Genomic DNA, 22,634 nt, shown 5'->3' on the forward strand with positions numbered 1-22,634 from the left:
AATGAGCAAAACACTATTTGATAAAATTTGGGAAAAACACGTTATTACTGGGGAAACAGGTGAAGCGCAGCTGATTTATGTTGATTTGCATTTGGTACATGAGGTGACATCACCTCAACCTTTTGATGGGTTAAGGAGTACGAATCGTCGTGTTAGACGACCAGATTTAACTTTTGCAACTATGGATCATAATGTACCAACAAAAGATATTTTCGATGTGCAAGATCAGATGTCGCGATTGCAGATGGATACGTTAGTTAAAAACACAAGGGAGTTTGGCGTACCATTGGCATCAATTGGTGATGACAAACAAGGAATTGTTCATGTTGTAGGTCCAGAAAGGGGACTAACGCAGCCAGCTAAGATAATTGTGTGTGGTGATTCACATACGGCAACGCATGGTGCATTTGGTGCAATTGCCTTTGGTATTGGCACTTCTGAAGTGGAACATGTGTTAGCAACCCAAACGATTTGGCAAGTTAAACCAAAAACTATGGGAATTAAGATAACTGGACAGTTACCCAAAAATACATACGCTAAGGACATTATTATGGGTATTATTGCTAAATATGGCGTGTCATTTGGGGTCGGTTATGCGATTGAATTTTACGGTGAAACTGTTAAAAATTTGTCAATGGAAGCTCGTATGACAATGTGTAACATGTCAATTGAAGCGGGTTCAAGGACTGGTATGGTACAACCAGATCAAACAACTTTTGATTACATTATGGGACGTGAACAAGCACCAATTGACTTTGAGTCCGCTAAAAATTATTGGTCACAATTTTATACAGATGATACAAATGATTTTGATGAAACGTTGACCTTTGATGTATCAAATCTGAAGCCGATGGTGACATGGGGAACCAACCCAGGCATGGCTACACCTGTTGATCAGTCTTTGCCAGCAATTAAAAATGATAGTGATGCAAACGCTTATGAATATATTGGATTGCATCCCCATATGAAGCCTGTTGACATTAATTTGGATTATATTTTCATTGGTTCTTGCACGAACAGTCGTTACGAGGATCTTGAAATTGCTGCGAATATGATGAGGGGTCATCATTTAGCGCCTAATGTCACGGCTTGGGTTGTGCCTGGTAGTCGAGCTATTCGAAATCGAGCAATCAAATCAGGTATTGCTAAAATATTTGAAGATGCCGGTTGCGAATGGCGTGAACCAGGCTGCTCAGCATGTTTGGCGATGAATCCAGATAAAATTCCGGCAGGAAAAACTGTTGCTTCAACATCAAATAGAAATTTCATTGGACGCCAAGGTGCAGGATCGAGAACGCATTTGGCTTCTCCAGCTATGGTTGCTGCAGCAGGGATTGCTGGTCACTTCGTTGATATTACGACAGATGAATTTGTATAGGGGAATAGTATGGAAGCTTTTGTAAGAGAAACAGGTAGAGCGGTTGTTATTTCAAATGACAACATTAATACTGATATTATATTGCCTAAACAATTTTTAAAAAATATTTTAAAAACTGGATTTGGTAAAGATTTATTTTTTGATTGGCGATACAATGCCGACGGTTCGTTGAATGAGGCATTTGAATTGAACAAACCAGAACATCAGGGCGCGTCAATTTTAATTACTGGGAATGATTTTGGATCAGGATCATCACGAGAACACGCGGTATGGGCGTTAACGGATTATGGATTTAGAGCAGTGATTGGCGGCGGATTTTCAGACATTTTTTACATGAATTCAACCAAAAATGGTTTGTTACCAATTGTGTTGCCCGAAGAAAATCGAAAAATATTGCGGGGTATTCAAGCAGATGAAAATATTCAAATTGATTTACCCGAACAAACTGTGACTTATAAAGACTATACTTTCCACTTTGATATCAATTCACAATGGAAAGAAAAGTTTATCAATGGTGAAGATGATATTGATAACACGATGAAATATGAAAAATTGATCGCTGCATTCGAAAAGCAACGACCAAATTTTGGTTAGGGGGCAGTACATGGAACAGGCAATTAATTTGCAACAACGGATGGACACGACCAAAGAAACAGTGACATTTTACCGTGTCTTTGTGATGATTGCAGCTGGCATGATTTTAGATGGGGCGGATGTTTATCTTGCTAGTGCAGTAAATAGTGCAATAGTTAGCACACATTTTGCCACACTTGCACAAGGTTCTGTGTTTCTTTCCTCTGGATTTTTAGGCCTCTTCTTTGGTTCCATTTTTGCTGGATTTATCGGTGACTTTCTGGGCAGGAAAAAAGCATATTCGACTAATTTGTTGATATTTGGTGTATTAACCCTATGTGCGGCATTTGCAACCAATATTTGGATGTTAATCGGACTACGTTTTTTCGCCGCAATTGGGTTAGGCGCAGAAATTGTGACAGGTTACGCCTTAATTAATGAATTTGCCCCAATTAAAAATCGTGGTCGGTGGAGTGGCGTAACTTCTGTGATTGCTAACTTAGCTGCACCATTGACCTTACTTTTGGCAGCAAGCGTTATTCCGCATTATACATGGCGTGCAATGTTTGTTATTGTTGGAGTGTTAGCATTGATTTTATGGGTGGTTCGCCGTCATTTTCCCGAATCACCGCGATGGTTAATTGCACGTGGTGAATATGATAAAGCTGAAAAAATAATTGAGAAATTGGAAGTGAATGGTTCTTACAGCACAGATGATTCTAGTGTAAAACGACAACCAGTGAAGATTAGGATTGGCATTGGGCTGTTGGTTGCAACGGTTGCTGTCAGTGCAGTTAATTTAACACAGTATACATTTACATCGTGGATGCCAACATTATTGATCAAACAAGGAATCGAAGTGGTTCATTCACTCACATTCTCCGCAGTTATGATGGCTGGGGCTCCAATAGGCGCACTGATAGGCGCATTATTGGTTGACGTGATAGGCCGTAAAAATGTCATTGTTTCTGCCTTTGTGATGACTGCGGTATTTGGGATGATTTATTCGCAGCAACATACAACAGTTGGAATTTTAACTGTAGGATTTCTGGTCGTAACTATGATGTATATTTTGATGGCTTCGGTTGTCGGGGTGTATATGTCAGAGTTGTTCCCTACTTACTTTAGATTCCGTGGAACAGGCTATGCTAATGGCGTTGCTAAAATATTGACGGTTTTAACACCATATTTTGCAGCGTGGGCAATTACACAATTTAGTGCGAACTTGATCTTCTATTTTATCGCAGCAGTAGCGCTAATTGCAGCTATTGTGGTCGCAGTTTATGGGCCAGAAACAAAACAAAAAGCAATATATTAAAAGGATGGTATTTATCATGACAGAAACAACAACGGCAAAGATTCATTGGAATGGTGGCGTTCAAAATGAAGCCATTAACATCTTGAAAGAAGATGGTGGTATGATTGTTAGTCCAACAAAAGTGGGTTACATTATCATGACTTCAGATGATCAAGGGTTAGAACGAAAGTTTGCTGCTAAGAATCGTAAGCGCAATAAGCCGGGTGTCGTACTATGTGGGTCAGTAGAACAAGTGAAAGAATTAGCACAAATGACACCTGAAATTGAACAAATGTATCAACAACATTGGGATGAGGACATTTTGTTGGGTTGTATCTTGCCATGGAAAGAAGAGGCTAAAGGTAAGATACCAAATGACGGGACAAAAGATTTGATGATGGATTCACGTGAAACCAGTTGTTTTGTTATCAAGTTTGGTACACCAAGTGAAAATATTGCCAAAGAAACATGGGAAAAGTATGGCAAGTTCTCATTTGCGAGTTCAGCTAATCCTTCTGGTAAGGGGAACCGTGGCTTGGTAGCTGGTATTGGTAACCAAATTGAAAATGCTGCTGACTTAATTATTGAAGCCGATGATTACGTAGCCTCAATTCAGCCCGATAAAACGCTAGACACACGTTATGAACAAGGGGTGATGGTATCTATGGTTGATGAGGCAGGTAAGCTCATTCCAGAACAAAATGGTGCTGTCGGTATACAACCAGCGCCAATCGTTATTCGTAAAGGATTAGATGTCGACAAAATCATGAAAATTATGAGTGATATTTTCTCGTCATGGGATTATCGACATGGCTTTTATTATTAAAACCAGATAATACAAGTAGTGACATATTAAAAAAATCAGTTATCTGGAAAAGAGGAAAAATCAAGCATTTTCTACGCGGAATACTTCTCAATTAATGTTTAGTAGATTCTTTTAGTGATTATCCACTAGACAAGAAGGTCTAATAGTTTAGTAAATAGTTGGCAACTAGTCAAAAGCGTCCCAACTGTTAAGTATGGGGTGCTTTTTTAGTTCAAGGAATCGTAGTGCAAAACAAAATGATAATTATATAAAAGTAGATGGACATAATCTGTCTACGAAGGACACAATTTGTTCATTATATTTACGCAGCAACAGTGCATGTGATAATCTTATTTTACAGAATAAGGGGAGAACAAGTTATGATGTTACAAACTCAGAAACAAACAACAATACAGTCGGATGCAGTACGTTATGGTGCAATAATCATGCTGTTTCTAGTATCAGGAATCGCATTGTTAATGACAAAAGCGTCACAATATCCTGAAATGATTGCCATGGCCTACCTATCATTTACAATGGGATTGCGACATGCATTTGATGTCGATCATATTGCAGCAATTGATAACATGACACGTAAGATGCTCAATGATGGTAAAAATACACGGGGTGTGGGATTTAGTTTTTCATTTGGACATTCTATGGTTGTGGTACTGATGGCTTTGGTGACTGTATTATTTGTAGAATGGGCTAAACATGCTATGCCAGTTTTTGAACATATTGGTGGTGCAATGGGCACGCTGATTGCAGCAACCATGTTGATCATGTTGGCTATTGTAAATAGTTTCATTTTACGTGATATTTGGGTGCAGTTTAGAGCAATGCGTCATCATAATAAGCAAGTGGTAACCGATGATTCAGTTAAGGTTTCTAAAATATATCGTCTTTTTTTAAAATTATTAGGCATGATTAGCCATAATTGGCAAGTAGCGATAGTAGGTTTTTTGTTTGGTCTAGGTTTTGATACTGCCACACAAATTGCGGTCTTGGCAACTTCTGCTACGGCTGCCAATGAAGGGGTAGTGTGGTATGCCACGTTAGCATTTCCCATGTTATTTACTGCCGGGATGTGTTTGATGGATACCATTGATGGTTTTTTCATGAGTACAACATATCATTGGGTATTTTCGTCACCGTATCGCAAAGTGTATTATAATTTGACAATTACAGGCATTTCAATATTAGCGGCAGGATTCATCGGTTTTGTGGATCTGGTACAGTCTTTTGGGGCAATGTTTAAGTGGGATAATGAGTTAACGAAGTGGGCGATGGGTTTGGATTTTAATCAAATGGGTATTATATTAGTGATTTTGTTTATTGTGACATGGGTTGTGGCGATAACGATTTGGCATGTGTTTAAATTAGCCGAAAAAGATAAAGAGCAGATGGTTTAAGTCACTGTGCGGACTTTTCTGAATAATTTTTTTCATGAATAATCAATGTGCTACCAAATGGGTCAGTTAGCCAAATTTGTCCAGGTTGATTAGATGTATTCCGGTTATTTGATTGAAGTACGGTAAAATAATCCAAATCAACTGATATCGTCCAAGATACTAAACCGTTATCATAATATTCACGCTGCGTCAGATTTGTACCTAGCCATGTATTATAGGCGTGATGATGATGGTAGTGATTATGTGAATAGAAATGAGCACTATCAGCAATCGTTGAAGTTAATGCCATTTTAAGCTCATCGATAAAAAATGTATCACCTTTTGTAATATTGTCGCCTACAAAGTGAATATGTCCGACTTTCATTTCATCAGGGAAGCCTGCCCAAGCAGCTTTTTTTGTTTTAAGTAATGTCAAAAGATCTACTTCTTTTGTGCCCATTTTAACAAGGTTATCATGCCATTCCCAAAGCGCTTTAGGACGATCATGATAAAGTTCGATACCATTACCATTAGGGTCATTTAAATAAAATGCTTCACTAACATCGTGGTCTCCAGAACCTAACGGATAATTAATTAATATCAGTCGTTCAATGAGACTTGCTAGGGAAGCTGAATCAGGGAATAGTAGTGCAAAATGGTAAAGACCTTTATGTGAACTAACGTTTTTACGTCCGTTAAAAATTAGCGTTAAAAACGGTTTATCCTTCTGGGTATAGGCGTAAGAATAACTATTCTTATTTTCTTGTTTTTCTACCAGTTTTAAAACATCGCGATAAAAACTACGCATGCGTGTTTCGTCATCTGCCCTGAGTGTTAGGCTATCAATCGTGTAATTAGTATTTAGCATATTTCTCTCTTTAACTTAATTATTATTTATAAGTATGATAGTGTTTTTTCTCGCGTTTGTCTAGTAATACTGTCATGCGAGCGACTATACTAACAAAATCAATCATAAAACTAACTTAATTGATTAAAAATGATAGAATTGAACTATAAAACATGTTCAGGAGATTGCCAATGAAAAATTTATCTGTTTCTGCTAAGGCAGTATTGATGGCAGCCATTATTTTGATATTAGGTTCGCTTTCTTCGTTTAGTGTTGAGTGGATTCGAGGCGTATCAATTGGCGAGGTATATGGGACATTTAATTTACCACCCTTCTCACCACCAAAATGGCTATTTGGGCCAGCTTGGGGAATATTATACATATTATTAGGTATTTATTGTGCTAATTTAAATTTTGCCAAAACAAACAGGTCAAAGATATATATTTTTATGTACACGCAGTTGGTATTGAATATATTTTGGACAGTCGTATTTTTTTCATTTTCTCAATTGTTTTTGGCTAGTGTGATGATCGTTGTGATGGATATATTGGTCGCTGGTTTATTAATCAGTGATACGAGACCAATTAAATACATTTTAATACCTTATTTAATTTGGTTGTTGTTTGCGACATATTTGTCCATTTCTGTTTTATTGCTGAACTAAACAATATGAAATGGGGCACAAAGGAGTTTTGTAATTTTGGCTATCTTAGATGATATTATGGCAGATCAAATGAATAGTGAGCTGACGGCTAAAGGTTGGCGCCCGATATTTAAAGCGCCAGTTAGTGCAAAAATTGTGATTATTGGTCAGGCACCTGGGATTCGTGTTCAAAATACTGGTATAATGTGGAACGATGCCTCAGGTGATCGTTTACGGCAATGGCTGGGCGTGAGCCACGATGAATTTTATAATTCAGGTAATTTTGGTGTCATTCCTATGGATTTTTATTATCCCGGAAAGGGTAAATCTGGCGATATACCACCTCGAAAGGGTGTCGCTGAAAAATGGCATCCGCAGTTGTTAGAGCAAATGCCTAATATTGAGCTCATTATTTTAGTAGGCGCGTACGCTCAAAAGTATTATTTAAATTTACCAAGTCGGTTCAAGATAACAGATGTCGTAAAAAACTATAAAGCATATTTGCCGCTTTATTTTCCGATTGTGCATCCATCACCACGCAATAATATTTGGTTAGCGAAAAACACATGGTTTGAAGAAAATGTCATACCTGATTTGCAACAAAAAGTCTTTAATGTACTAGAAAGTAGATAGTTATAATAGGGTCAATGATTGTAATTTTTTCAAATGAATGATATTCTTAAAATAATAGAATAATAAAACGGTTGAGCAAAAGCTTCAAGAAATAATTAGTCGGGGAACTAGTTATTTTTTGAAGCTTTTTAATGTTAAGGAGACGATTATGTCATATATTGAAATTGGGATTTTAATTTTCATCACAATAATTTTAGGCAAAATAGCTAAAAAATTAAAAATATCGGAAGTAGTTGGCCAGTTATTATCAGGCATCATTTTAGGTGTGAGCTTTCTGAACGTGGTGCATGCGACGCAGCTAATCCATACATTAGCAGAAATTGGGATTTTTATGTTAATGTTCAATTCAGGCATGTCGTCAGACATTAAAGCAATGAGAAAATATATTAAAGCGTCGATGTTGGTGGCAGTGATGGGGGTTGTTGTGCCAGCAATCGTTTTTCCGATAGCATTCTTGTTATTGGGATATAGTTTGAATGTATCGTTGTTTGCCGGTGTGGTTTTTTCTGCCACGTCTATATCGATCACATTGGCCGTGTTGGCTGAGCAAAAAAAATTAGCAACGACAATGGGAGCGGTCATTTTGTCTGCTGCGGTAGTAGATGACGTGATTGCGCTGATTGCTGTGATGGCATTCTCTATTATTTTTGGTGGTGGTACATTAGGTGTGGGCAGTATACTGCCGCTGATTGCGTTTGCACTAGGGATTTTTCTAGGAAAAACATCATTTGCAGTTAATCTAACTAGCGTATCAAATCATATTGGAGATAGATTTTTATATCCTATTTTCTTTGGTGCTATTGGTTTAGAAGTAACTATTCAAGGTTTAAGCAACAAACTCATACCGATTGCGGTATTTAGTACCTTAGCGATTATGACAAAATTTAGCGGCTCGTTTATTGGGGCAAAAATTGCTGGTATCAACACGCCAGTGGCCAATGCCATTGGTGCAGGTATGATTTCACGAGGAGAAATGGCACTTATTATCACACAAATTGGCTTGTCATCTCACATGATTGATGAGTCGATTTCGGGAGAATTTATTGTGACGATTATTATTTCTACTATAGTGGCGCCTATCATCATGAAACCGTTGTTTACAAAAGTATCCCAAAATTGACTGTGTTTGATATGCACCAAAAAAATTAAAGACTAGATTTCGGCGTTAACAACTGGTTTAATATCTTTTAACAAAATACCATTATGACTAAACCAGGCAAATCCGTTGCGATCTTTTCCTAGCTGCTCAGCAGGAACATGATAGAAATGATCGTAACAACAGATTGCAGAGCGTGAAAGTGAATGTACTTGCCCACAACAACAGAGTACTTTATTTTTAGCATCTAACACGGTAACGGTCATGGAAGGGTTATCTTTGAATTGAAGCTTAGTGCCCATGGGTATGGACAAGTAAGCAAAGCTTCTATTTGGACGTTGACCTAGTTTTCTTGAAACGTAGGGATGATACACACCAGTAATTAATGTATTGAAATCATTTGGTTGTATAACTTCGGCAGCAGGGTCATTGAAAGCTAAAAGTTCAAAAACGCTTTTGACTTGGTTGAAACTCGCTTTAAAATATTCCTTTGAACTGCTATCACGTTTATCTGACAAAGCTTTATGTAATAAACGTTCCGCTTTTTTGAAGTTGGGGAGTTTGAGTGCGAATAGCAACAAAGTTGGCTTACTGTCTGGAATGCCTGTGTCATTAAATTGTTTTAAACGTTTTGCTAAATTTGTCGTTTGTCCAACTTTTATATATCCTGGAAAAGATTTATTCTCTAAAGCATAAACATATCCAATATCTGTCATGGTAGCCAATCTATTCCTTCCAACTTTTTAACGTGGACGTTTAGCACGTCATGGTAGTTGAGTCTACTTAAAGGGTTCATTTATCTCGATTATCATGGTTATGAGTGAATGTTATTTTATCAAACTATACATCTGAAAAGGGATTATTGTCAAATGTATGATACGGTGTTTGCCAAGTATCTAGTATAAACATTATTTTTATTGGTCTATTTAAAAATTAATGTCACGTTCGGATAGAAAGGTGGTACAATGAAAAAGTCGATAAGACAAATAAAATCGGGGTAGATATCTGCGCGTTAAGTGTGAAGGAGACGGAATGTGAGCCTTCAACGAAATAGCAGTATATTATCTGGCAAATGGTCAAGATAATATACTGTTGTGCGATGTAGATATCACATTCACCAGTATATTTTTTTGCGGTGAACACTCCAAACGGAGGTTCAGAACTATGGCAGTTCAAAATATAACTAACGACAAGGCACTGTGGTCGTTACCCAAATTAGACATACGTCAATTTGTTGTGCTTGCATTATTGATGGGACTTGATATAGCCCTCGGCAAATTGACAGTGGGGACAAATGTTCTCAAGATCAGCTTTGTTTTTGTCGCGATGTCACTGATTGCAAAGTGGTATGGGCCACTTTGGACCATGCTTATCGCAACCGTTTTAGATGTTGTCAATGCAACGGTAATTAGTCCAAGCGGCACGTTTTTTCTTGGCTTCACGCTATCAGCAATTTCGGCAGGCTTAATTTATGCTTTGTTTTACTATGAACAAGTACATGTGAGTTGGCTGCGGATAATTATAGCTGTTGGCTTAGTCACCGTGGTTGTTAATATTGGAATGAACACATTGTGGTTATTCATCATGTATACTCGGGTTCATACGTGGGATACTTATTTTGCTTTAATCTTGCCACGCATGATCAAATCAGCTATTATGTATCCAATACAAGTGATTATAACTTATCTCTTCTTGAACAATGCTGCTGTGAAGCAAGCAACGAAGCAAATATTCAATAAATAGAAGTTAAACAGCGAAAGCTGTTTTTTTATTGCCATTAAAATGAGAAGATGGTAAACTAAAAAATAATAATAGGGGGCATTTATGACAGCATGGCAAGCGCTGACTGATTTTTTTAAGCGATATACACGTTTTATTGGGACAAGTTCGAGAAGTGCTTTTAATTGGATCGTATGGTTTTGGGGCGTTATCTATCTGATTGTTGCAGTTCTCATCATTGTAGTTGCTGGTTTAGGTGTTTTTTTTGGAAAACATGGGGATACTGCAACAGATACAACGCCTTTTTTGGGAACAATCATATTGGTTGCTTTGAGTGTGATGGTGTTATCAATTATAGTGATTATACCTAATTTGGCACTATATGCGCGCAGATTACATGACATGGGTTTTTCGGGTTGGTGGCAAATTGTACCAATGATAGTAAATGCCACTATTACACTGATTATTATTTTCTTTACCAATAATAATGAGCAGTTCTATTGGTTGCAAAGTACGATTAGCCTTGTGTTTGCTCTCTGGCTATCTTTTAGTAAATCAAAACCAAATAGTCCATATAGTTAATATATAAAATAAAAAAATCGCTAGGCTATTTATTGGCCTAGCGATTTTTTAATTGCCTCTGATATCACCATGAACAAGATGCTTAAATATATAACGATCGGACCAAGCGATGTTTCGTCCTTGAAATAGAAATGAGACCAATGTTCCGAGACCAAGTGCAACAAATTGGTGGCTAAAAATAAAAGCAAACAAAGAGAGTGCAATAGCAGCAATAAAATTACTCATTTGTGCTTTAGAGGCATTACCATGAAAATAATCAAAACGTAAAATATTTGTTAAATCATCTAGGGGATGTAAGATCCAGTTCACACGTTGGTAAATTGAAATTGCGACACCAATTGTCCAGACGGCAAAAAAATCAATGGGTAAACGAATCCACCAAGCAAGTGAATGAATGCCTATGCTGATAAAGAAACTGGCAAAAAAGCTCACTAAGAAACTAAACGATAGACCAAAAATGATATTACCAAGTAATCGTGGCCAGTTAAAACTCATGGCAAGAAACATATTTAAAAAAGCGATAGAGATAGCTACTAATCCCAAAAATATACCAATTGGTAAGCCGGTAGCATTGGATAAATTAGCTGCACTAGCGGTCCAGGGCGCAGATCCCATGGTAGATGCAACACTTAAACCATTGCCAAATGAATTAAGAACCAAAGAAATTATAAAAAAACTGATTTTTTGTTTGAAACCAAGTTGATAAAATTGACCATCAATATAGTACATACAATTCTCCCAAGAAACATAATGATTTCATTATAACTAATATTAGGAAATAACGTACATATTTTGTAAAAACTCATAAACTGTCGATTAGCTGAACCAGATGATATCGCCAATGTTGTTGGTTTCTTGGCTAGTGATGATTCAAATTATGTGACGGGTCAAACAATTATTGTTGATGGCGGCATGGTGTTCCATTAAAAATGAATAGGTAGTCACAATGAAATCTGAAAATTATATTAATTTTCAGATTTTTAAATTGTCAGTATAAGTGATAATGAGTTTGTTATTGTATATTTCTACACAATGTATAAATTAAAAATAAAACGCTTACAAGTTCTTTTATATCAATGTTTTAAAGATTTAAATAAATAAGCTTGCTTTTTTTATGAAGGTGTTATATACTTACATTGTTAAGTAATGAGCAAACAAAAAGGAGTAAAATATTATGGTAGAAGCAATTATAAAAAAGACCGCAAAAAAGGTTCTAACACCTGAAGAAAAAGCAGAACTACAAGCACAAGCCGAGGCAATGACAGCCGAATTGGTTGAAAAGTCACAGAAAGCATTAGCAGAATTTTCAACGTTTACACAAGAACAAGTAGATAAAATTGTAGCGGCAATGGCATTAGCAGGTTCAGAAAACTCGTTAAGGTTGGCTCACGCAGCCCATGATGAAACTGGTCGTGGTGTGGTAGAGGATAAAGATACCAAAAATCGTTTTGCATCTGAATCAGTATATAACGCCATTAAGTTTGATAAGACAGTTGGTGTGATTAGCGAAGATAAGATTCAAGGGAAAGTTGAATTAGCTGCGCCATTAGGTGTGTTGGCAGGTATTGTACCAACAACAAACCCAACGTCAACAACAATCTTCAAGGCAATGTTGACAGCTAAAACACGAAATACAATCATCTTTGCTTTCCATCCACAAGCGCAAAAATCATCAGCACTTTCTGCAAAAATTGTTTATGATGCTGCTGTGAAAGCTGGTGCACCAAAGAACTTCATCCAATGGATTGAAAAGCCATCAATATATGGCACAACTGCCCTGATTCAAAATCGTGGTATTGCTTCAATTTTGGCAACTGGTGGTCCTGCAATGGTTAATGCATCCTTGAAGTCAGGTAACCCATCAATGGGTGTTGGTGCTGGAAACGGTGCCATCTATCTTGATGCAACTGTTGATACAGATCGTGCGGTTTCTGACTTATTGTTATCAAAGCGTTTTGATAATGGTATGATTTGTGCCACTGAAAACTCAGCAGTTATTCAAGCACCAATTTATGATGAAGTTTTGCAAAAGTTACAAGATCAAGGTGCTTACCTAGTACCTAAAAAAGATTACAAGAAAATTGCTGATTATGTCTTTAAGCCAAATGCTGAAGGATTTGGTGTTGCAGGACCAGTTGCTGGTATGTCTGGCCAGTGGATTGCTGAGCAAGCTGGTGTAAAAATTCCTGAAGGTAAAGATGTCTTATTGTTCGAATTAGACCAAAAAAATATTGGTGAAGCCCTATCATCTGAAAAGTTATCACCATTGCTTTCAATTTATAAGGTTGAAAAACGTGATGAGGCAATCGAAACAGTGCAAGCCTTGTTGAATTATCAAGGCGCAGGACACAACGCCGCAATTCAAATTGGTTCACAAGACGATCCATTTATTAAAGAATATGCAGATGCCATTGGCGTTTCACGAATATTAGTGAATCAACCTGATTCAATTGGTGGTATTGGCGATATTTATACAGATGCTATGCGCCCATCTTTGACGCTTGGTACCGGATCATGGGGGAAAAATTCGTTGTCTCACAATTTATCAACATACGATTTGCTGAACATTAAAACTGTGGCGCGTCGTCGTAATCGTCCACAATGGATTCGTTTACCAAAAGAAGTTTACTACGAAGAAAATGCCATCACTTACTTGCAAGAATTACCAGCAGTCAAGCGGGCGTTCATTGTAGCAGATCCTGGCATGGTACAATTTGGATTTGTAGGCAAGGTGTTGAGTCAACTTGAATTACGTCAAGAACAAGTTGAAACAAGCATTTACGGTTCAGTTAATCCAGATCCCACTTTGTCACAGGCTGTTGATATTGCGCGTCAAATGGCAGCCTTCAAGCCAGATACAGTGATCTTACTTGGTGGTGGTTCAGCACTTGATGCTGGAAAAATAGGTCGTTTCTTGTATGAATATTCAACACGTCATGAGGGTATTCTAGGAGATGAAGAAGCTATTAAAGATCTATTTATGGAATTACAACAAAAGTTTATGGATATTCGTAAGCGTATTGTGAAATTCTATCATGCACGCTTGACACAAATGGTTGCTATTCCAACAACGTCAGGAACTGGTTCAGAAGTCACACCATTTGCAGTTATTACTGATGATCAGACACACGTTAAGTATCCACTTGCTGATTACGAATTGACACCAGAAGTAGCGATTGTTGATCCTGAATTTGTGATGACGGTGCCAAAGCGCACTGTGGCATTCTCAGGATTGGATGCCTTGTCACATGCCTTTGAGTCATATGTATCAGTTATGTCATCAGAATTCACGCGTCCTTGGGCTTTGCAAGCAATCAAGTTAATTTTTGAAAACTTGACGACTTCATATCAGTACGATTCAAAGCAACCAACTAAAGAAGGACAAAATGCACGTACTAAGATGCACTATGCTTCAACATTAGCAGGTATGTCATTTGCCAATGCTTTCTTAGGCATTAACCACTCATTGGCGCATAAGACAGGTGGCGAGTTCGGTTTGCCACACGGTTTGGCTATTGCAATTGCTATGCCTCATGTTATCAAGTTTAATGCGGTAACAGGGAACGTTAAACGCACACCATACCCACGTTACGAAACTTACACAGCACAAAAAGATTACGCTGACATTGCTCGTTATCTTGGTTTGAAAGGTAATACCGATGCTGAATTAGTTGACGCTTTAATTGCTGCCGTTAAGAACTTGGCAAAGTCTGTAGAAGTTGACCAAACATTGACAGGTAATGGTGTTAAAAAGGCTGATTTAGAAAGAAATATTGATCAATTGACAGATCTTGTCTACAATGATCAGTGCACGCCTGGCAACCCTCGCCAACCAAGTTTGGAAGAAATTAAGCAATTGTTGATGGATCAACTTTAATTTTAAAATAATTGTTATATAGCAATTTGTTTCAGAAAGCAAAAGAGATTTTGCTTTTTTGTTTGCATTAATTTTTCTCCGTGTATATAATATATCCATAGACAAATAAAGTACACGAAAAAAGAGGCTTGTGACATGAAATTTTGGAAAAGTGCAGAATGGCAGCGAATCAGTAAGTTTCGCGGTTTAAAATTATTGTTAGTCGGTATAACTTTAATTCCTAGTATCTATGCAGTTATTTTTCTGTCATCATTATGGGATGCCTACGGCAATGTTAACAATTTACCAGTAGCTATTGTTAACCAAGATAAACCAGCAAAGATTAATGGTAAGGTTGAGCACTTAGGAACTGATTTAACGGATAAATTAATGAAAAAACAACCGTTAAAACTGAGTGAAGTATCCGAGAAACAAGCCAAAAGAGGCCTCGCACAAGGCAAGTATTATATGACAATTACTATTCCTAGTGACTTTACAAGTAACTCAGGTACGTTACTAAATAATCAGCCTAATCCTTCAAAAATTGCAATTGCGCATAACGCTGGTGAGAGTTTCATTGCTGAAAAAATGACAAGCTCTGCAGCGGATAAAATACACAACAGTGTCACTGAATCCTTGCAAAAGGTATATAATACAACAATTTTGTCAGCAACAAGGTCTTCTCAAAAAGGCTTACAGGCTGGGGCTGATGGTGCTAGTCAGCTCAATAACGGTTTAGGTCAATTATCAGATGGCACGAAAAAACTTAACGATGGCGCTCAATCACTTACATCAGGAACTTCCTCTTTGGCTGATGGTGTGAATCAATATACAAACGGTGTTTCCCAAGTTAATAGTGGTTCAAATAAATTAGTTGGTGGTGCCAATTCAGCAGCAACTGGTGCCAATCAATTAGCGTCAGGGACATCGCAATTGGCAAAAAACACGCCTAAGTTAGCTGAAGGAAGCCAACAGTTAGCAACTGGTGCACAAGAATTAACAAAAAAACTGCAAGAAGTGAGTGATGGTATAACAAAAGGACAGGCCGCAAGTGCGCCTCAATTGGACCAACTAGAAAAAGGTTTGGCAGAATTAACTTCTCAAGTTAACCAGATTCAAGTTCCTGATAGTTCAGTTGATCCAAGTAGTCTGAATCAAACTGGAGATAACCTAAAGAAGGGTTTGAGTGGCGCAACAGTAGATACTAAAAATATTGCTAAATTAGCCGGTGAGCTTAAATCACAAGGACAAAATAATGAAATAGCTGATCAGTTATTAGAGACGGTAGCGAGCTTGAATGGTAATCTCACACAAAGTGGTCAAGCGGCTAATGATTTACAATCGCAATTGAATCAATTAAAAGCATTATTACCACAGCTTGAAAAATTTAAAACGCAGTTGCCCCAACTTAAAGCAGGTGTTGCAGCCGCTCAGGCAGGTAACAAACAGGCCATCACCCAATTGACTAATAGTTTGACAACGATTAGTCAAACTTTGTCACAACGGTTTGTTCCAGCGGCGCAACAGCTCGCTGATGGCGCAACGACATTGAACACAGGTCAACAACAAGTGGCTTCAGTCACAGCACAACTTAACAATGGTGCGAGTCAATTAGCCAGTGGCAATACACAACTTGCTAGTGGTGTTAATCAACTTAATGGTGGACTGGGTCAGTTAACGGCTAAAAATAGTCAATTAAATAGTGGTGCTGGTCAGTTGAATCAAGGGGCAGCTCAATTGGCAACAGGAACGTCACAAGCTGTTTCAGCATTAAATCAGGCACAAAACGGCACACAAACATTAGCAGCCAAACTAGCAGATGGGGCTGTTAAGTTGGAAGCAGTTCACAGTGGTAAAAGTAATGTGAATGCGCTGACGCAGCCTGTTAAAAGCTCACAGAAGAATTTGTCTCATGTTAAAAACAACGGTACTGGAATGGCGCCATATATGATGTCTGTTGGGTTATTTGTTGGTATGATAACATTTAGTACGATTTATGACTTTGTGACGGTAGCAAAAAAGCCACGCAGTGGTTTTGCTTGGTGGGCAGATAAACAAACAGTCAACGTTCCAGTTTGGATAGGACAGGCCATTATTATGACAGGCTTATTGTTTATAGTAGATGGGTTGACCGCACAAAGACCTGCTATGGTCTTTGTCGTTGCACTAGTTGCTGCATTCTCATTTAACCAATTAGTCTTGTTCTTCAATGTATTATTTGGTAAGCTTGGATCTGGGTTAATGTTAGTCTTGATGGTGTTGCAATTGAGTGCGAGTGCCGGTTCATACCCAATTGAACTATCTAATGGTTTCTTTCAAGCTGTTCATTATTGGGTGCCAATGACTTATTCAGTTCATGCATTCCGTGAAACAATATCTATTGGGGGCAGTGTTGCAACTGATTTAACGGTATTATTAACAGTTGGTATTGTCTCAATGGTATTAACTTTGGGCGTCTATCATTGGAAATTGCAACATAATCAGATGCTTTGGGCAGACTAAATATTTAGTTCATTCAAAACTGTTATAACGATAGATTTTAATTTTGGAGAATATTATGAAAATGTCATCTGCAGTTGAACAAAGTTTAGTCGTTTTGGTCATGTTAGCTTTGCAAAAAGACCAATTGCCTATAAAGAGTTATTTGTTAAGTGATCGTCTTGATGTTTCAGAATCCTATCTCAAGAAAACAATGCGAAAATTAGTTGTTGCAGGCATTGTTCAAGCAATTGCTAGCAAAGAGGGCGGCTTTCGATTAGCACGCCCAATTAGTCAAATAACGTTGTTAGATGTTTACGAAGCCATAGAGGGTGATAATAGTTTCATTCATTCAACGCAATTAGCTGATCGTATTTTTTTAAATCAAGAATCAAATGGTCGGTTTGAAGATGTTCAACAAGCGTTGGAAGTTGCAACTGATGATGTTTTATCTGTATTCAATGAGGCAGAACAAGATTTTAAACAACGATTAAAAAACTATACCATTTCAAAATTATTGCATCATATTAATGCTGATAAGTTTGATAAAATTGATTGGCGACATATGCCAGTTGAATAACGACCTGATGGTCGTTTTTTTGTTAAGAAAACATTTTTGATTAATGTAAGCGTTTTCTTTTTGTGTTACAATCTGTTTAAGAAGCGGCAAAATATCTAATATTTTTTAATTAAAATAAAAAGAGGTGTGATGATGGATTTAAATTATTTGGCTATTGATATTGGTGGTACAAATGTTAAATACGGCATTGTTAACCGTGCTGGACAATTAATTGAGAAACATAGCGAGCCAACACAGTCTGTTGATTTGGCATCATTTTTACAGCAATTAAAAGTAATTACTGCACAATATATTCATGATGTAAAAGGCATTGGCATTAGTGTTCCTGGTAAGGTTGATCACGCTGATGATACGATTTATGGTGGTGGTGCGTTACAATTTTTGGACAAAATCAATTTACCACAAATGCTTAAACTCTCTATTCCAGTAGCTGTAGAAAATGACGGGAAATCAGCAGCGTTATCTGAACTTTGGCTTGGTAACCTGAAAGGTGTTAAAAATGGTGCCGCTATTGTTTTAGGAACAGGTGTTGGTGGTGGTCTGATTTTGAATGGAGAATTATTTTCTGGTACACATTTTCAGGCAGGAGAATTGAGTTTTTTGTCTTATCACGTTGATTTACCATGGCAGAAAATGATTGGGACGCTGGGCAGTGCAGTCAACATGATTGAACGAATTGCAACAGAAATTAATTTGCCTGATAAACATAATGGTTTGCAAGTGTTTGAGGCAATTAATCGGCATGACGAGAAAGCCTGGCCATTATTTCAGGCATATGTAACTGAAATTGCTTTATTAATCCATAATGTACAATCTGTTGTAGATTTGCAACGTTATGTGATAGGTGGCGGTATCTCTGCTCAACCTATTGTAGCAACTGAGATTAAAAAAGCTTATCAGAAATTATTTGCACATAGACAAATAATTGCCAACACGTTGACACCGGCAGAAATCATGTCTAGCAAATTTAGTAATGATGCTAATCTATATGGTGCAATTTACCATTTGTTGTTAGTCATTAATGATGAAAAATAGGTGTTTTACAAGCAATGGTCAGCGATTTGTCGAGGGTGAACATTTTGTTCCAAATTAAAGGATGATTCATAGGGCATCCTTTTAATTTGATTTACAATATATGTCGTATACGATATAATTTAAACATAAAGCGCAAAACAAGGAGTCGACATGGCACAAGATGAACATCTATATGATGAACTATGCTTATCGGTTTATAACACAAATCGTTATTTTCACCGTTTGTATGGTCGTGTTTTGGAACAATATGATTTATCGTACCTACAATATATGAGTTTACTGATTATTCACCAACGTGGTGCGTTGAAAATGATGGATATTGGCGCAGATCTTGAATTGTCGAGTAACACGCTTACACCTGTTGTTGATAAATTAGTTCAAAAAAATTGGATTGTCAAAGTTAAGAGTACAAAAGATAAACGTGTCAAAGTATTAGCAATGGCCGATGATAAGCAACGTTTGTTTCAAAAAATTCTTGCCGAAGTCGATGAGATACGCAATGTTTTATTGCAGCGTAGCGGTCGTCCGTTGGCTGATGTACTTCAAGAAAATCAAGCACTCAATAGCGTTTTACAAAGTATGTTGATAGAAAAGGAAGAAAAATAGATGATATATGATGTGATTTTTATTGGTAGTGGTCACGCAGCTTGGCATGGTGCTCAGACATTAGCGCGTGCTGGCAAAAAAGTGGCATTGATTGAGGAAAACAAAGTTGCTGGAACATGTACGAATTTTGGTTGCAACGCTAAAATTTTGCTTGATGGGCCAGCTGAAATGATTCATCATTTGCACCACTATCATGGTATCGGAATTAACGATACGCCAGATGTTATCTGGCCAGAATTAATGGCATACAAGCACAGAGTGATTGATCCTTTATCAGATGGATTGGCAAAAATGCTTTCTGTTGATGGCATTGATATTATTGCCGGACATGCTAAATTTATAGATAAACATACTATCACAGTTGCTGGAGAAACTTATACAGCTGATCAATTCGTCATTGCAACTGGACAACGTCCAGCAAAATTACCAATTACTGGTACAGAATTGACACATGATAGTACTGATTTCTTAGATTTACCAAATATGCCAAAATCAATGGCCTTCATTGGCGCTGGTTACATTGCCATGGAATTTGCTTCAATAGCACATGCTGCTGGCAGTGATGTGACTGTGATTGAATATGGTGACCACACGTTAAACGGTTTTGATAATGACTATGCACAAGCAGTGGTTGCAGATATGACTGAAAAAGGTATTACATTTGCCTTTAATCATGCTGTTTCAGAAGTATCACAACTTGAAAACGGGCAATATCTTGTGGCAACAGTACAAGGTGACACATACCAAGTTGACTATGTGATGGACACCACTGGTCGTGTGCCTAATATTGATGATCTAGGCTTAGATGACATTCAGGTTGATTTTGATCGTCAAGGTGTTTTAGTAAATAACCATCTACAAACGAGTATTGCTAATATTTATGCGAGTGGTGATGTCATTTCAAAATCAATTGCGCGGTTAACACCAACAGCAACATTTGAGTCGCATTATATTGCCAGCGTCTTGTTGGGTGATCAGACACCAATTAATTATCCAGTTGTACCAACGATAGCTTTCACACTGCCACGTCTGGCTCAAGTTGGTGTCACGGCAGCTGAAGCTAAAAAACAATCAAACTTGACGGTTATTGAAATACCTTATGGCCAAATCATGCGTTTTCAAACACTAAATGATGTTCACGCAGCAATTAAAATCATTGTCAATCAAGAGAAGCAACTGGTGGGAGCAGCCTTAATAGGGGATTTTGCACCTGAAGTAATCAATGCATTGGTCCCAGTGATTAATCAGCATTATACGAGTGATGATATCAAATCTCAAATTTTTGCTTTCCCAACGCACACAGGAATTGTGTTGCCGATGATCGCAAATTATTTAGCTTAAAGGTGGAAAGAGCACATATGAGAGCAGCTATAATTAATCAATATGGCGACAGTAATGAATTAGAAGTTGTTGATATAGCAGTGCCGGTAATTAAGGCAGATGAAGTTTTAGTTGAAAATGTGGCGACTAGTATTAATCCAATTGATTATAAAGCTCGTCAAGGTCTATTACAGGCCAGGTTTCAATGGCAATTTCCTGTTGTTTTGGGGTGGGATGTTGCGGGTAAAATTGTTGCAGTTGGTGATGATGTCGATAATTTTCACGTGGGGGATGCAGTTTTTGCACGACCAGATATTGATCTTTTGGGTAAAAATGGATCGTATGCTGAATATACAGCTGTCAAAGCAGATAAGTTAGCACTTAAGCCTGAAAATATTAGTTTTGAAACCGCTGCAGCTGTGCCATTAGCTGGGTTGACGGCCCTACAGATGCTACGTCAACTGCAAGTTAAAGCTGGTCAAAAAGTGCTCATCCAAGCAGGTGCAGGGGGTGTTGGTATTTATGCCATTCAGTTGGCCAAAAAAATAGGGGCATATGTTGCTACAACAGCGAGCCAGCGTAATCGTGATTTTGTTGAGCGTTTAGGTGCTGATCAAGTCATTGATTATCACCTAAACAATATTGTTGATGTATTATCAGACTATGATGCTGTTTTTGATATGGTTGGTGATATTGATAATGGGATTGCTATTTTGAAACGCGGTGGTCATTTTGTGACAGTTTCGGCAAAGTTGACTGAGAAACAAAAACAGACAGCTGGCAAGACAGTCACAGAAGGTTGGCTTGATACAAATGGGAAAGATTTAGCTATATTGGCCGATGCTATGGCTGATGGGACATTAGATGTTGTGTTAGATTCAGTGTATCCACTGACGACACGCGGGATACGATCTGCGCATGAACGTAGCGAAACACACCATGCGCGTGGTAAAATTGTAGTTCAGGTTAAAGTAACCGAAAAAGAGGAGAAATAAATGTTTGCATATGGTATAACAGCTTTGGTAGCAATCGAAGCCATTGGAATTATGATTATTGAGATATTTGGTTCAACACCGCAACAAGCTAAAGCCTTTGAATTAGAAGAATCATTTGTTAAAATTCCGGAAACAAAGTCATTGTTGGGAAATCAGGGTATCTACAACGGATTGTTGGGTGCATTGATTTTTGCCACAATATTCTTGTTAAATGGTCCACAACAGATATTAATGTTGCAATTGGAGATGTTGTTTGTTTTGATTGCAGCGATTTACGGTAGCTTAACAGCCACACGCAAAATAATTCTTGTACAAGGATTGCCAGCAGCAATCGCGTTAGTTGCACTATATCTTCATTAAAATATAATCATAAAGTAGTAGCATAATCTATGCTACTACTTTTTTAATTGAAAATATTTAGATTGTGTCATTTTTATCACTATGTTATTACGAAATATATTTTTTATTTAAAACGTTTGACAATTAATGGTAGAATGTATGATAGCTGAATTTAAAAAATTCTAGTCAAATTGAATAAATATGGGGATATATTTAATGAAAGATCAAAAAACAATTACAAGAAAAAAATTGTATAAGTCTGGTAAAAGTTGGGTGGCCGCGGCTACAGCTTTGGCCGTTATGGGTGTAGCCAGTGCCACAACAGTAAGTGCTGATACAACCACAGTAAGTCAAACGGCACAAGTGACTCAAAAAGTAGCGAATGCTGATAAACAAGTGCCAGGGACGGTTATTGTTAGCGACAAAAAGGAACCGGTTCCTAATGGAAATGTATCAAAAG

Annotated in this window: 22 protein-coding genes, 1 pseudogene and 1 riboswitch; of the genes and pseudogenes, 20 read left to right on the forward strand and 3 right to left on the reverse strand. The window is 37.5% G+C overall.

The features are described 5' to 3' along the window. The first annotated feature begins 1 nt into the window (after nt 1). The 5 genes from leuC (at nt 2) to K5Q13_RS05265 (ending at nt 5,465) form a co-directional block, all read left to right on the forward strand. Nucleotides 2-1,378, forward strand: coding sequence for a 3-isopropylmalate dehydratase large subunit (gene leuC / locus K5Q13_RS05245; RefSeq protein ID WP_220740657.1), 1,377 nt, complete (start codon nt 2-4; stop codon nt 1,376-1,378). A 9-nt stretch (nt 1,379-1,387) separates the two neighbouring features. Next, the gene (leuD, locus tag K5Q13_RS05250; protein ID WP_220740658.1) at nt 1,388-1,972 is read left to right on the forward strand and encodes a 3-isopropylmalate dehydratase small subunit; all 585 of its coding nucleotides are present in this window, start codon (nt 1,388-1,390) and stop codon (nt 1,970-1,972) included. Between the two features lie 10 nt (nt 1,973-1,982). Further along, nucleotides 1,983-3,269, forward strand: coding sequence for an MFS transporter (locus tag K5Q13_RS05255; RefSeq protein ID WP_220740659.1), 1,287 nt, complete (start codon nt 1,983-1,985; stop codon nt 3,267-3,269). Nucleotides 3,270-3,285: 16 nt separating this feature from the next. Beyond that, nucleotides 3,286-4,074, forward strand: a complete 789-nt coding sequence (locus tag K5Q13_RS05260) for an L-threonylcarbamoyladenylate synthase (protein WP_220740660.1) — start codon at nt 3,286-3,288, stop codon at nt 4,072-4,074. 359 nt (nt 4,075-4,433) lie between these two features. Further along, nucleotides 4,434-5,465: a HoxN/HupN/NixA family nickel/cobalt transporter gene (locus K5Q13_RS05265; protein WP_220740661.1), complete on the forward strand. Its 1,032-nt coding sequence runs from the start codon at nt 4,434-4,436 to the stop codon at nt 5,463-5,465. 1 nt (nt 5,466) lies between these two features. Here the strand turns inward: K5Q13_RS05265 and K5Q13_RS05270 are convergent, their stop codons facing one another. Continuing rightward, nucleotides 5,467-6,312, reverse strand: coding sequence for a VOC family protein (locus K5Q13_RS05270; protein ID WP_220740662.1), 846 nt, complete (start codon nt 6,310-6,312; stop codon nt 5,467-5,469). Nucleotides 6,313-6,482: 170 nt separating this feature from the next. Here K5Q13_RS05270 and K5Q13_RS05275 point away from each other — a divergent pair, with 170 nt between their 5' ends. The 3 genes from K5Q13_RS05275 (at nt 6,483) to K5Q13_RS05285 (ending at nt 8,688) form a co-directional block, all read left to right on the forward strand. Continuing rightward, a complete protein-coding gene (locus tag K5Q13_RS05275) occupies nt 6,483-6,956 on the forward strand; it encodes a TspO/MBR family protein (protein ID WP_220740663.1) in 474 nt (157 codons plus the stop codon). 36 nt (nt 6,957-6,992) lie between these two features. Continuing rightward, a complete protein-coding gene (locus K5Q13_RS05280) occupies nt 6,993-7,568 on the forward strand; it encodes a uracil-DNA glycosylase family protein (protein ID WP_220740664.1) in 576 nt (191 codons plus the stop codon). Between the two features lie 148 nt (nt 7,569-7,716). Further along, entirely contained in the window at nt 7,717-8,688 is a 972-nt protein-coding gene (locus tag K5Q13_RS05285) for a cation:proton antiporter (RefSeq protein ID WP_220740665.1), read from the forward strand. Nucleotides 8,689-8,720: 32 nt separating this feature from the next. Here K5Q13_RS05285 and K5Q13_RS05290 read toward each other — a convergent pair whose 3' ends face one another. Continuing rightward, the gene (locus K5Q13_RS05290; protein ID WP_220740666.1) at nt 8,721-9,380 is read right to left on the reverse strand and encodes a GIY-YIG nuclease family protein; all 660 of its coding nucleotides are present in this window, start codon (nt 9,378-9,380) and stop codon (nt 8,721-8,723) included. A 275-nt stretch (nt 9,381-9,655) separates the two neighbouring features. Further along, nucleotides 9,656-9,786, forward strand: a riboswitch (THF riboswitch). 42 nt (nt 9,787-9,828) lie between these two features. Here K5Q13_RS05290 and K5Q13_RS05295 point away from each other — a divergent pair. After that, nucleotides 9,829-10,407 (forward strand): folate family ECF transporter S component, encoded by a 579-nt coding sequence (locus tag K5Q13_RS05295; protein ID WP_220740667.1) that lies wholly within the window; start codon nt 9,829-9,831, stop codon nt 10,405-10,407. Between the two features lie 81 nt (nt 10,408-10,488). Further along, nucleotides 10,489-10,965: a DUF805 domain-containing protein gene (locus tag K5Q13_RS05300; protein ID WP_220740668.1), complete on the forward strand. Its 477-nt coding sequence runs from the start codon at nt 10,489-10,491 to the stop codon at nt 10,963-10,965. A gap of 48 nt (nt 10,966-11,013) precedes the next feature. On the opposite strand, the gene K5Q13_RS05305 is transcribed toward K5Q13_RS05300, so the two are convergent. Then, nucleotides 11,014-11,694, reverse strand: a complete 681-nt coding sequence (locus tag K5Q13_RS05305; protein WP_220740669.1) for a DUF6198 family protein — start codon at nt 11,692-11,694, stop codon at nt 11,014-11,016. A gap of 84 nt (nt 11,695-11,778) precedes the next feature. Here K5Q13_RS05305 and K5Q13_RS05310 point away from each other — a divergent pair. The 10 genes and pseudogenes from K5Q13_RS05310 to K5Q13_RS05355 all read left to right on the forward strand — a co-directional run. After that, nucleotides 11,779-11,892 (forward strand): annotated as a pseudogene (locus K5Q13_RS05310) (SDR family oxidoreductase); the annotation flags it as partial. A 247-nt stretch (nt 11,893-12,139) separates the two neighbouring features. After that, nucleotides 12,140-14,842 carry a bifunctional acetaldehyde-CoA/alcohol dehydrogenase gene (adhE, locus tag K5Q13_RS05315; protein WP_220740670.1) on the forward strand — a complete coding sequence of 901 codons (2,703 nt, stop codon included), beginning with the start codon at nt 12,140-12,142 and terminating at the stop codon, nt 14,840-14,842. 135 nt (nt 14,843-14,977) lie between these two features. Next, nucleotides 14,978-17,323 (forward strand): YhgE/Pip domain-containing protein, encoded by a 2,346-nt coding sequence (locus K5Q13_RS05320; RefSeq protein WP_220740671.1) that lies wholly within the window; start codon nt 14,978-14,980, stop codon nt 17,321-17,323. A 55-nt stretch (nt 17,324-17,378) separates the two neighbouring features. Beyond that, entirely contained in the window at nt 17,379-17,879 is a 501-nt protein-coding gene (locus K5Q13_RS05325; RefSeq protein WP_220740672.1) for an RrF2 family transcriptional regulator, read from the forward strand. 132 nt (nt 17,880-18,011) lie between these two features. Continuing rightward, nucleotides 18,012-18,914 carry an ROK family protein gene (locus tag K5Q13_RS05330; RefSeq protein ID WP_220740686.1) on the forward strand — a complete coding sequence of 301 codons (903 nt, stop codon included), beginning with the start codon at nt 18,012-18,014 and terminating at the stop codon, nt 18,912-18,914. Nucleotides 18,915-19,064: 150 nt separating this feature from the next. Then, entirely contained in the window at nt 19,065-19,520 is a 456-nt protein-coding gene (locus K5Q13_RS05335) for a MarR family winged helix-turn-helix transcriptional regulator (RefSeq protein ID WP_220740673.1), read from the forward strand. After that, on the forward strand, nt 19,521-20,861 hold the full coding sequence (locus K5Q13_RS05340; protein ID WP_220740674.1) for a dihydrolipoyl dehydrogenase family protein: 1,341 nt from the start codon (nt 19,521-19,523) through the stop codon (nt 20,859-20,861). Between the two features lie 17 nt (nt 20,862-20,878). Next, nucleotides 20,879-21,835 carry an NADP-dependent oxidoreductase gene (locus K5Q13_RS05345; protein ID WP_220740675.1) on the forward strand — a complete coding sequence of 319 codons (957 nt, stop codon included), beginning with the start codon at nt 20,879-20,881 and terminating at the stop codon, nt 21,833-21,835. Beyond that, nucleotides 21,836-22,195, forward strand: coding sequence for a DUF1304 domain-containing protein (locus tag K5Q13_RS05350; RefSeq protein ID WP_220740676.1), 360 nt, complete (start codon nt 21,836-21,838; stop codon nt 22,193-22,195). It begins immediately after the preceding gene. Between the two features lie 195 nt (nt 22,196-22,390). Beyond that, nucleotides 22,391-22,634, forward strand: a 244-nt coding sequence (locus K5Q13_RS05355; protein ID WP_220740677.1) for a KxYKxGKxW signal peptide domain-containing protein, incomplete at its 3' end; no start/stop codon positions are given.

Origin of the sequence: Leuconostoc miyukkimchii, assembly GCF_019656055.1 — a bacterium.
GTDB classification, from domain to species: domain Bacteria; phylum Bacillota; class Bacilli; order Lactobacillales; family Lactobacillaceae; genus Leuconostoc; species Leuconostoc miyukkimchii.

Excerpts from the sequence above, each read along its gene's own strand:
- K5Q13_RS05285 (WP_220740665.1), top strand. The coding sequence starts at position 7,717 with ATGTCATATATTGAAATTGGGATTTTAATTTTCATCACAATAATTTTA.
- leuC (WP_220740657.1), top strand. The coding sequence starts at position 2 with ATGAGCAAAACACTATTTGATAAAATTTGGGAAAAACACGTTATTACT.
- K5Q13_RS05275 (WP_220740663.1), top strand. The coding sequence starts at position 6,483 with ATGAAAAATTTATCTGTTTCTGCTAAGGCAGTATTGATGGCAGCCATT.
- K5Q13_RS05255 (WP_220740659.1), top strand. The coding sequence starts at position 1,983 with ATGGAACAGGCAATTAATTTGCAACAACGGATGGACACGACCAAAGAA.
- K5Q13_RS05260 (WP_220740660.1), top strand. The coding sequence starts at position 3,286 with ATGACAGAAACAACAACGGCAAAGATTCATTGGAATGGTGGCGTTCAA.
- K5Q13_RS05290 (WP_220740666.1), bottom strand. The coding sequence starts at position 9,380 with ATGACAGATATTGGATATGTTTATGCTTTAGAGAATAAATCTTTTCCA.
- K5Q13_RS05300 (WP_220740668.1), top strand. The coding sequence starts at position 10,489 with ATGACAGCATGGCAAGCGCTGACTGATTTTTTTAAGCGATATACACGT.
- K5Q13_RS05320 (WP_220740671.1), top strand. The coding sequence starts at position 14,978 with ATGAAATTTTGGAAAAGTGCAGAATGGCAGCGAATCAGTAAGTTTCGC.
- K5Q13_RS05330 (WP_220740686.1), top strand. The coding sequence starts at position 18,012 with ATGGATTTAAATTATTTGGCTATTGATATTGGTGGTACAAATGTTAAA.
- K5Q13_RS05325 (WP_220740672.1), top strand. The coding sequence starts at position 17,379 with ATGAAAATGTCATCTGCAGTTGAACAAAGTTTAGTCGTTTTGGTCATG.
- K5Q13_RS05295 (WP_220740667.1), top strand. The coding sequence starts at position 9,829 with ATGGCAGTTCAAAATATAACTAACGACAAGGCACTGTGGTCGTTACCC.
- K5Q13_RS05270 (WP_220740662.1), bottom strand. The coding sequence starts at position 6,312 with ATGCTAAATACTAATTACACGATTGATAGCCTAACACTCAGGGCAGAT.
- leuD (WP_220740658.1), top strand. The coding sequence starts at position 1,388 with ATGGAAGCTTTTGTAAGAGAAACAGGTAGAGCGGTTGTTATTTCAAAT.
- K5Q13_RS05335 (WP_220740673.1), top strand. The coding sequence starts at position 19,065 with ATGGCACAAGATGAACATCTATATGATGAACTATGCTTATCGGTTTAT.
- K5Q13_RS05305 (WP_220740669.1), bottom strand. The coding sequence starts at position 11,694 with ATGTACTATATTGATGGTCAATTTTATCAACTTGGTTTCAAACAAAAA.
- K5Q13_RS05265 (WP_220740661.1), top strand. The coding sequence starts at position 4,434 with ATGATGTTACAAACTCAGAAACAAACAACAATACAGTCGGATGCAGTA.
- K5Q13_RS05345 (WP_220740675.1), top strand. The coding sequence starts at position 20,879 with ATGAGAGCAGCTATAATTAATCAATATGGCGACAGTAATGAATTAGAA.
- K5Q13_RS05340 (WP_220740674.1), top strand. The coding sequence starts at position 19,521 with ATGATATATGATGTGATTTTTATTGGTAGTGGTCACGCAGCTTGGCAT.
- K5Q13_RS05350 (WP_220740676.1), top strand. The coding sequence starts at position 21,836 with ATGTTTGCATATGGTATAACAGCTTTGGTAGCAATCGAAGCCATTGGA.
- adhE (WP_220740670.1), top strand. The coding sequence starts at position 12,140 with ATGGTAGAAGCAATTATAAAAAAGACCGCAAAAAAGGTTCTAACACCT.